The sequence below is a fragment of the Streptomyces sp. SID5910 genome (genome assembly GCF_009862125.1).
Lineage (GTDB): Bacteria > Actinomycetota > Actinomycetes > Streptomycetales > Streptomycetaceae > Streptomyces.
On record NZ_WWHX01000478.1, the window covers coordinates 1 to 9,215 of the forward strand.

Genomic DNA, 9,215 nt, shown 5'->3' on the forward strand with positions numbered 1-9,215 from the left:
CGGATCGTCCGCCAGCTCCGCCGAGTACAGCGCCAGGTTCCGCGTGAAGTGCGGATCCTGAAGCTCCGCCGCCCGGCGCGCATGCCCCGCCGCCCGCGTCCAGTCCCCGAGCGTGGACCAGCACTGCGCCTCCAGCCCCTCCAGCTCGGCCTCCCCGTAGAAGCTCATCCACTCAGGGTCGGCATCCGACGCCCCCCGCGCGAAAAGCACCTGCGCACGCGTGAGCGCCTGCTCACACCCCACCCGATCCGCCAGCCCCGCCCAGCCCCCCGCCTCGCGCAGCGCCAGCAGCGACATCAGCCGCGCCGACCCCAGCGACCGGGCGGCACGCTGCGCGGCCTGCGCCGCCCGTACCGCCTCGCGCGGCCGCCCCGCGTCCCGGGCCAGGAACGCCGTGTTGCAGAAGGCATGCGCCTCCAGCCCCTCGTCGCCGGTCATCCGCGCGGTCGCGAGGGCCTCGGCGTAATGGGAGCGCGCGTCGTCGAAGCGCCCCGAGTCGTGGGCCAGCCAGCCCACCGAGATCGCCAGTTCCCCGGCGCCCGAGTAGAGCCGGTCCGCCGTCGCCTGCCGGGTCGCGCCGGCGTCCAGCAGTGCGTACGCCGTGCGCAGCGGGGCCGCCGCGCGCCGGTAGAGGCCGTCGGCGCCGTGCCGGTCGTCGAGCAGCCGGATGCGGCGGACGGCCTCTTCGAGGGCCCCCGCCTCGCTCCGCCCGGCCCGGCGCACGCCGTGCGGCGCCGCCATGGCATCGGTGACGAGCCCCAGGGGGCCCAGCGAGACGGCGGCCGCGGTGGCGCCGCTCGTCATGAATGCGCGACGCAGCACGTCGCTCTCCTCGTTGTTGTCGTACGTGTCGTACGGGTTGTGCGTGTCACACGGGTTGTGCGTGTCATACGGCTCACCCGTCCCACCTGTCTCACTCGTCGCACACGGCGTGGCACACGGCGGCCGGTCGAGGCACGCCGGCGGCGCGTCCTCGTCCGTGCGCGCCCGGCGTCCGCGTACGGACGAGCGGGGCGCGAACCCCAGATCGGTGAGCGTGCGGCCGGGGAACATGTGCAGGAACACCCGCTCGTACGCGTAGTTGGGGCAGCGGATCTCGCCCGCCTCCACACGGCCGACGTAGCGCGCGTCGCAGCTGACCCGCTCGCCGATCTCGCGCGCGGCACGGCGCACCGCCGCCGCGAACTCGGCCGGCGAGCGCTGTCCGCGCAGGCGCCGGAAGGCGGCGTTCGGCCGCGGTGGCCGGTCGGGCTGGGCGGAGGTCACCGTTGACGACGCCATGGCCGGGTCCTCTCGTGCGAACCGTCGAACCACGCCGGAAGGGGTGTGAGTTGCGGGGTTTCTCCCGTTTGCCACCCTGTTTCCGGCGAGCAAGAACGTACCGGCTGTGACGGAACCGCCACGCGGTGTTTGGCTACAAACCGGATATCTCATCCGGGATCTGCCATGAAGTGCCATCCTTTGCGGCGCACTTGTGCCGTAGCCGTTGACGTTCTGCCGCGTTGAACCCTGTGGACCGGGAGGCCCCCGACTCCCGTCCCGCTCGTCCGAGGAGGAGTTCCGTTGTGGAGGCCGGGATGGAGATCAGCCGGAGCAGCGACCGCGCAGGAGCCTGCGGCGCGGGTGACGACGGTGGCTGCGACGTCGTGACCGTGCCGACGCGGCAGGGTCTGGAGGCCGTCGACATTCTCCGGCGGGGAGCCGGCGAGGCGGTGGGCCGCGTGCTGCACGACGACGGCTGCGACACCCTCGGCTTCCTGGTGCCCCCGGGGACGGCCGCGGCCTGGGACGTGCCCGGCAGCACCTGCACGGAGACCGACGGCCGGGGCATGAAGCTCGACCTGGTGCCGGAGCCCCCGGTGGAGGGCTCGGACTGGCTGCTGCCGCCCGGCGACGCGGACCTCGCGACCGACCCGGCCGTCCTGCGGGCCGCGCTGGGGGAGGCGGCCCGGCTGATCGAGGCCGCGGACAGCTGCCGCTGAGCACGCCGGCGCGGGTGCGCGGCCCGTACGGCCGCCGGCTGCGCGGGCGCGTGTGCGCGGGAGCGGCGGGGGCGTTCGATAATGGTCCGATGGGAAAGTCCAGGAACGCCCGCCGCGGGCGCGCAGCCGTGGAGACCGTCGCCGAGGACGTCGACGGCGGGCTCGCCGAGCTGATACCCGACCGGGAGCGGGCGCGGGCCTGGACGCTGCGGATCGACGGCGCCCCGCAGTCGCACGTCGACCTGGACGACCCGGCGTACCTGTCCTTCGAGTACCAGCGCCGCATCGGGCACGTCATCGACCTGGCCGCCCCGCCCGGGAAGCCCGTCCACGCCGTGCACCTCGGCGGTGGCGCCCTCACCCTCGCCCGCTACGTCGCCGCCACCCGCCCCCGCTCCACCCAGCAGGTCGTCGAGCGGGACGCCGCCCTCGTCCAACTGGTCCGGCGCGCACTTCCCCTGGACCCCGCCGCCCGCGTCCGGGTCCGCTCCACCGACGCCCGCGCCGGGCTCGCCAAGGTGCCCGACGGCTGGGCGGACCTGATCGTCGCGGACGTGTTCAGCGGGGCCCGCACCCCGGCGCACCTGACGTCCACCGAGTTCCTCGACGAGGTGCGGCGCGCGCTCGCACCCGGCGGGGTCTACGTCGCCAACCTCGCCGACGGCCCGCCGCTCGCCCACCTGCGCGGCCAGATCGCCACGGCCGCCGCCCGCTTCCCGGAACTCGCCCTGATCGCCGACCCCGCCGTGCTGCGCGGCAAACGCTTCGGCAACGCGGTCCTCGCCGCCTGCGACCGCCCCCTGCCGGTCGCCGAGCTCACCCGCCGTGCCGCCTCCGACCCGCACTCCGCGCGCGTGGAGCACGGCAGGGCCCTGACGGACTTCGCCGGAGGCGCCCAGCCCGTGACGGACGCGGCCGCGGTGGCCTCGCCGGCGCCGCCGGCCTCCGTCTTCCAGTGACCCGGCGGCCTTCAGTGACTCCGAGACCTCCGGTGACCCGGCGGCCGGCTCAGTAGCTGCCGATCTCCACCCGCGGCGGGCCGTCGTGCCAGGTGCAGAACACCGACACCCGGTCCGCGCCCGAGGTGAACTCCACCCGGATCCACGTCTCCGTCTTCCACACCTGCATCGACCAGCCCGCACCCGGGGTCGCCGACACCAGCGACGCGGACGACGTCCCGAGGTCGAACACCGCCCGGCCCCCGTCGGTCTCGTAGCTGCGGACCCGGCCGGAGGTAGTGGGGGAGGGGGCGGCGGGCGTGGTGGCCGGCGCGGTCCGCGACGGCGTCGGGCTCGGCTCGCGGGACGTCCGGCTCGGCGACGCCGACGGCCCGTCCGACGCTCCGCTCGACGGGCTGGGCGACGGCGAGGGGCGCCGGGTGGACGACGCCACCGGCTCCGAGTCCCGCGCGTCCCGCACGTCCGCGTCCGCCGCCGTGATGGGCAGGGCGCGCGGCGCGTCGTAGGCCGTGCCCGCCATCACCGTGTGCACGCCCCACCACGACAGCGTGACCGCGGCGCCGGTGGCGAGCAGCCAGGCGAGTACGTGTACGAGTCCTCTGCGCATCGCGGCCATACTGCCTCACGCGTCACACGCGTGTCGCCCGGACGGGTTGTCCACAGGCGTGCCCGGCACCCCGGCGGGAGTTGTCCACAGGCCCGCGCCGGGTTCCCCCGCATGGCGTACGGTGCCGCCCATGGCAAGTGTGCTCGTGGTCGAGGACGACCAGTTCGTACGCTCGGCGCTCATCCGGCATCTGACCGACGCCTCGCACCTCGTGCGCAGCGTCGGCACCGCGCTGGAGGCGCTGCGCGAGGTCGCCCATTTCCGGTTCGACGTGGTGATCCTCGACCTCGGCCTGCCCGACCTCGACGGCTCGGAGGCGCTGAAGATGCTGCGCGGCATCACCGACGTGCCCGTCATCGTCGCCACCGCCCGGGACGACGAGGCGGAGGTCGTCCGGCTGTTGAACGCGGGCGCGGACGACTACCTCACCAAGCCGTTCTCGGTCGAGCACCTCTCGGCCCGCATGGCCGCCGTACTGCGCCGCGCCCGCACCGGCGCCGCGGAGGCACCGCCGTCCACCGTCCTGCGCGTCGGAGGCCTGACCGTCGACCCTCTGCGCCGCCAGGCCGAACTGGACGGCGTCCGGCTCGACCTGACCCGGCGTGAGTTCGACCTGCTCGCCTTCCTCGCCGGCCGCCCCGGAGTGGTCGTCCCGCGCAAGGAGCTGCTCGCCGAGGTCTGGCAGCAGTCCTACGGCGACGACCAGACCATCGACGTCCATCTGTCCTGGCTGCGCCGGAAGCTGGGCGAGACCGCGGCCCGGCCCCGCTATCTGCACACCCTGCGCGGCGTCGGCGTGAAGCTGGAACCGCCGGTCACGGAGCCGCCGGTCACGGAGTCTCCCGGGGCGGAGCCGCCGCGATGAGGTGGGCCCTGGTCAAGGTGTCGCTGGCGGTCACCGCGATGGTCGTGGTCGCCTTCGCCGTCCCGCTCGGACTCGTCATCCGGGAGATGGCCCGCGACCGCGCCTTCTCCAACGCCGAGCGGGAGGCCGCCGCCGTGGCCCCCGCGCTGTCCATCACCACCGACCGGGACCAGCTGGAGCGCGTCGTCGCCTCCGCGGGCTCGGACGCCGGGATGTCCGTGCACCTCCCGGCACCCGGCGGCAAGAACACCGGCAAGGACACCGGCGGTGCCGGCGGCGGCACCGACATCGGCCGGCAGCGCGCCACCGACGAGGACATCGCCGCCGTACGCGAGATGGGCCGCGCCTCCACCGCCGAGGTGCCCGGCGGCTCCACGCTGCTCCAGCCGGTCGCGCTCAGCTCCGGCGAGATCGCCGTCGTCGAGGTGTACGTCCCCGAGTCCGAGGTCACCAACGGCGTCGGCACGGCCTGGGCGGTGCTCGCCGCGGTCGGCGCCGCGCTGGTCGTCGGCTCGGTCGCGGTCGCCGACCGGCTGGGCGTGCGCATGGTGCGGCCGGCGCAGAAGCTGGTGGAGGGCGCGCACGAGCTGGGGGAGGGCAAGCTGGGCGCCCGCGTGCCCGAGGAGGGCCCGACCGAACTGCGGCTCGCGGCCGTCGCGTTCAACTCCATGGCCGACCAGGTCGTCCAGCTCCTCGCCAACGAGCGGGAGCTGGCCGCCGACCTCTCCCACCGTCTGCGCACCCCGCTGACCGTGCTGCGGCTCAACGCGGCCTCCCTCGGCGACGGCCCGGCCGCCGAGCAGACCCGGGCCGCGGTCGAGCAGCTGGAGCGCGAGGTCGACACCATCATCCGCACCGCCCGGGACGCCAAACCGCAGACCGCCGCGGCCGGTCCCGGCGCCGGGTGCGACGCGGCCGAGGTGGTCCGCGAGCGGATGGGCTTCTGGTCCGCGCTCGCCGAGGACGAGGGACGCAAGTGGCGGGTGGCCGGCGCCGACCGCCCGGTGCGCATCCCCGTGGCCCGCGCCGACCTGGCCGCCTCCCTCGACGCCCTCCTCGGCAACGTCTTCCGGCACACCGCCGAGGGCACCGCCTTCGCGGTCGACCTGCACAACGGCGAGGACGCCGTGATCGTGCTCGTGTCGGACGCGGGCCCAGGCATTCCCGACCCCGAGGCGGCCATGGCCCGCGGCCGGGGCTCGGGCACCGACGGGTCGACCGGGCTCGGCCTGGACATCGTGCGCCGGCTCGCCGAGTCGACGGGCGGGGACGTACGCATCGGCTCGTCCGTGCTCGGCGGCACGGAGGTGCGGATCTGGATCCAGCTCGACGGGCGCACGGCGCCGGTGCGGCACGGGCACCGGGGCACGGTGCGGCGCCGCAGACAGCCCCGCCGCGGCTCGCCCTTTAACCGGTCCCGATCCCTTCCTTAAGCGCACCCTAAGATCGCCAACCCCCGCCCGGAACAGGCACTTTGCCCGGTTCCGCATCGCTAGCGTGCTGCCGCACCCCCGCCCCGCGCACACCCCCCGCAGGGCCCTCGGAACAGTGAAGGCAGGCACCAGATGAGCAGCACGCACCGGCGCAGGGTCAGTGGCAGGAACAAGGCGATCGGCGCGCTCGTCGCCACCGCCGTGGCCGGCGGCGGCGCGCTGCTGTTCACCAGCACCGCGCAGGCCGCCGGAGTCGGCGCCGCCTACACGAAGACCAGCGCGTGGTCGACGGGCTACACCGCCCAGTACGTCGTCACCAACAACAGCCAGGAGGCGAAGAAGGACTGGAAGCTGGAGTTCGACCTGCCGACCGGGGCGACGCTCGGCTCGCTGTGGAACGCCGAGCCGAGCGTCAGCGGCCGGCACGTCACCGTGACCGGGCCGAAGTGGGACACGGACGGCCTGAAGCCCGGCGAGTCCGTCACCGTCGGCTTCGTCGTCAACGGCGCCCAGGACCCGACCGGCTGTCTCGTCGACGGCGCCGAATGCTCGGCGGACGGCGGCGCCACCCCCGAGCCCAGCGGCCGCCCGACGACCGGCGCCCCGACGGCAACACCCACCCCCACGGCGTCCGCCACGGCCACCGCCGAGCCGACCCCGACCGCGCCGGCCCCTTCCGGGACACCGGGCGCCGGCACCACGGCCGGCGCCGGCTTCGCGCCCTACGTCGACACCTCCCTCTACCCGGCCTTCGACCTGGTCGCGAACGCCGAGGCCACCGGCGTCAAGGACTACAACCTCGCCTTCGTCACCGACGGCGGCGGCTGCACCCCCAAGTGGGGCGGCGTCACCGACCTGGCGAGCGACGCCGTGGCCCAGCAGATAGGCGCCCTGCGCGCCAAGGGCGGCGACGTCCGCGTCTCCTTCGGCGGCGCGGCCGGCTCCGAGCTGGCCACGACGTGCACCTCGGCCGACGCCCTCGCGGCGGCGTACGGGAAGGCCGTGGACGCCTACGGGCTCACCAAGGTCGACTTCGACGTCGAGGGCGGCGCCCTGCCCGACACGGCCGCCAACACCCGCCGCGCCCAGGCCGTCGCCGCCCTCCAGAAGCAGCACCCGGGCCTCGACGTCTCCTTCACCCTGCCGGTCATGCCCGAGGGGCTGACCCAGGCCGGCGTCGACCTCCTCGCGAACGCCCGGCAGAACGGCGTGAAGATCGACGCCGTCAACATCATGGCGATGGACTACGGCCCGGCGTACAGCGGCGACATGGGGAGCTACGCCGAGCAGGCCGCCACCGCCACCCAGGCCCAGATCAAGAGCGTCCTCGGCCTGTCCGACAGCGCGGCCTGGGGGACCGTCGCCGTCACCCCGATGATCGGCGTCAACGACGTCGCGAGCGAGGTCTTCACCGTCGAGGACGCCGCCCAGCTGGTGGCGTTCGCCAAGTCGAAGGGCCTGGGCCAGCTGTCCATGTGGTCCGCGACCCGTGACAAGCAGTGCGCGGGCGGCGCCAAGCCCCAGGCCGACGCCACGTGCAGCTCCGTCGTCCAGGAGAACTCGGCCTTCTCGAAGGCCTTCGCCGCCTACAACTGATCCGGCGGCGGCAGCGTCCCCGTGCGGGCCGCCCTGGCGTACCACAGGGCGCTCGACTTGGGGACGCGCTCCTGGGAGGCGTAGTCGACGTAGACCGCGCCGAACCGCTTCTCGTAGCCGTAGGCCCACTCGAAGTTGTCCAGCAGGGACCACAGGTAGTACCCGCGCACGTCGGCGCCGTCGTCGACCGCCCGGCGGACCGTCGCCCGTGCCAGTCCCGTCGCCTTCGCGATCTCCGTGAGGGACATCGACGGTCTGCTCTCGTCGAAGGCCGTCAGTACGGTCAGGCCGCGGGCCAGGGACTCCACGAACTCCCGGCCCAGGGCTTGTTTCGACGCTCCCGTCCACGTGGCCAGGCCGGTTGGTGGCGGGCTCGGGGGAAGGGGCGGGGTCTCGCGCAGGGTGGCTTCCATCTGCTTCGCCGCCGCGTGCAGGCAGGGGAGCAGGGTGGTGCGCAGGTCCTGGGCCGTGTGGCGGCTGGTGTGGCTCACCACGCTTGCCACGCAGGCGATGCGGCCGGTGCCAGGGTCCCGTACCGGCGCCGAGACCGCGACCAGGCCCGGTTCGATCAACTGGTCGTCCAGGGCCCAGCCGTCTGTGGCCGCCATCGTTGTGCGGTGCTCGAACGCCTCGTCGGGGAGCGGGTTTTCGCGTGGGGGGACGGCTGGGAAGGCGCCGTCGTGGGGGTCCGCCGAGCGGCGGGTGTGCCAGCGGTGCCAGTCCGCGGGTGTCCATTCCGTGGCGAACAACGGCCCGGGCGCCGTGCGTTCGGCGGGGAGCAGGTCGCCGATGCGGAAGCTCAGGGACATCGCCCGGCGGCGCGTGGCCTGGTGGATGAAGCGGACGCCGTCCCGGTCGCCGACCGCCAGGGACACCGACTCGTCCAGCTCGTCGGCGAGGGCGTCGGCCCGGTGGGACAGCAGCGCGGGGAGGCGCAGGGCGGAGAGGTAGGCGTTGCCCAGTTCCATCAGGCCGGGGGTGAGGGTGACGTCGCGGCCGTCCAGGCGGACGTATCCCATGAGGGCGAGCGTGGCGGTGATGCGGTCGACCGTGGAGCGGGCGAGGCCGGTCGCCTTCTCCAGGGCGCTGAGGCTGAGGGTGCCGCCGGTGTCCGCCTCGGTGAGCCTGCGGAGGACGGTGATGCCGCGCAGCAGCGGTGCGACCGCCTCGGGCGGCGCCGGGACCGTCCCGGCCGGTGCGGTCGCCTCGGCCGACGTGACGGCGTCGGCGGTGTCGTGCGTGGTGTCGGCGGGCATCGGCTCTCCGGTACGGCGGTGGCGGCAGCCCTACCGTAGTGCGAGGGCCGGCCTCCGGGCCCCGGCCGGCCCCGCCCTCAGCCCCGCGTGATCCGCACCTGGTGGTCCCCCTTCAGGTCCGCCCCCGACACTTTGATCGTGATGCCCCGGCGAGGGTCCTTGAAGGTCTCGCCCGGGGTGAAGGGGGCGTCCGAGAGTTCGGCGTGGACGTTGGGGCTGCGGGTGCAGCCGCCGCTGTCCTTGCGGGAGTCGTAGACCGTCACCGGGCCCATCCCCGTGTCCACGTCCGCGTCGACCTTGTAGATCAGCACGCCCTCGCGGCACACCGCCTCGTCGTTGCCCTCGCGGGTGCGCAGCTCGACCGCGTATCCGGACCTGCCGTCGATCGGTACGACGACCAGCTTGTCGCCGCCCTTGCGGGCCAGCGGCGTCAGCGTGTACTCCGTCGTGCCCGGCTGCGACGCGCAGTGCACCTGGGACGGGTCCAGCCAGCCCAGCTTCCACTTGTGCCAGCCGA

General features: G+C 74.5%; 8 protein-coding genes and 1 pseudogene. 5 read left to right on the forward strand and 4 right to left on the reverse strand.

Annotated features, from left to right (window positions below; genetic code table 11):
- Nucleotides 1-1,281: NsdA family TPR-like regulatory protein (locus tag GTW67_RS16880; protein WP_161165650.1), on the reverse strand; the 1,281-nt coding region annotated here is incomplete at its 3' end.
- A gap of 296 nt (nucleotides 1,282-1,577) precedes the next feature.
- Here GTW67_RS16880 and GTW67_RS16885 point away from each other — a divergent pair.
- Together GTW67_RS16885 and GTW67_RS16890 are read left to right on the forward strand one after the other, a co-directional pair.
- Nucleotides 1,578-1,982, forward strand: coding sequence for a hypothetical protein (locus tag GTW67_RS16885; RefSeq protein ID WP_161165651.1), 405 nt, complete (start codon nucleotides 1,578-1,580; stop codon nucleotides 1,980-1,982).
- A gap of 89 nt (nucleotides 1,983-2,071) precedes the next feature.
- The gene (locus GTW67_RS16890; RefSeq protein ID WP_161165652.1) at nucleotides 2,072-2,941 is read left to right on the forward strand and encodes a spermidine synthase; all 870 of its coding nucleotides are present in this window, start codon (nucleotides 2,072-2,074) and stop codon (nucleotides 2,939-2,941) included.
- A 49-nt stretch (nucleotides 2,942-2,990) separates the two neighbouring features.
- Here GTW67_RS16890 and GTW67_RS16895 read toward each other — a convergent pair whose 3' ends face one another.
- A complete protein-coding gene (locus tag GTW67_RS16895; RefSeq protein WP_161165653.1) occupies nucleotides 2,991-3,557 on the reverse strand; it encodes a hypothetical protein in 567 nt (188 codons plus the stop codon).
- A gap of 121 nt (nucleotides 3,558-3,678) precedes the next feature.
- Between GTW67_RS16895 and GTW67_RS16900 the strand changes: the two genes are divergently transcribed.
- The 3 genes from GTW67_RS16900 (at nucleotide 3,679) to GTW67_RS16910 (ending at nucleotide 7,442) form a co-directional block, all read left to right on the forward strand.
- The gene (locus GTW67_RS16900) at nucleotides 3,679-4,413 is read left to right on the forward strand and encodes a response regulator transcription factor (protein WP_161165654.1); all 735 of its coding nucleotides are present in this window, start codon (nucleotides 3,679-3,681) and stop codon (nucleotides 4,411-4,413) included.
- Entirely contained in the window at nucleotides 4,410-5,846 is a 1,437-nt protein-coding gene (locus GTW67_RS16905) for a sensor histidine kinase (RefSeq protein WP_161165655.1), read from the forward strand. Before GTW67_RS16900 ends, GTW67_RS16905 begins: the two co-directional genes overlap by 4 nt.
- Before the next feature lie 132 nt (nucleotides 5,847-5,978).
- On the forward strand, nucleotides 5,979-7,442 hold the full coding sequence (locus tag GTW67_RS16910) for a glycoside hydrolase family 18 protein (RefSeq protein WP_161165656.1): 1,464 nt from the start codon (nucleotides 5,979-5,981) through the stop codon (nucleotides 7,440-7,442).
- Here GTW67_RS16910 and GTW67_RS16915 read toward each other — a convergent pair.
- Both GTW67_RS16915 and GTW67_RS16920 read right to left on the reverse strand, forming a co-directional pair.
- Complete coding sequence (locus GTW67_RS16915) at nucleotides 7,433-8,698, reverse strand: IclR family transcriptional regulator (protein ID WP_161165052.1); 1,266 nt, start codon at nucleotides 8,696-8,698, stop codon at nucleotides 7,433-7,435. The genes GTW67_RS16910 and GTW67_RS16915 overlap by 10 nt on opposite strands.
- A gap of 77 nt (nucleotides 8,699-8,775) precedes the next feature.
- Nucleotides 8,776-9,215, reverse strand: a pseudogene (locus tag GTW67_RS16920) (M6 family metalloprotease domain-containing protein); the annotation flags it as partial.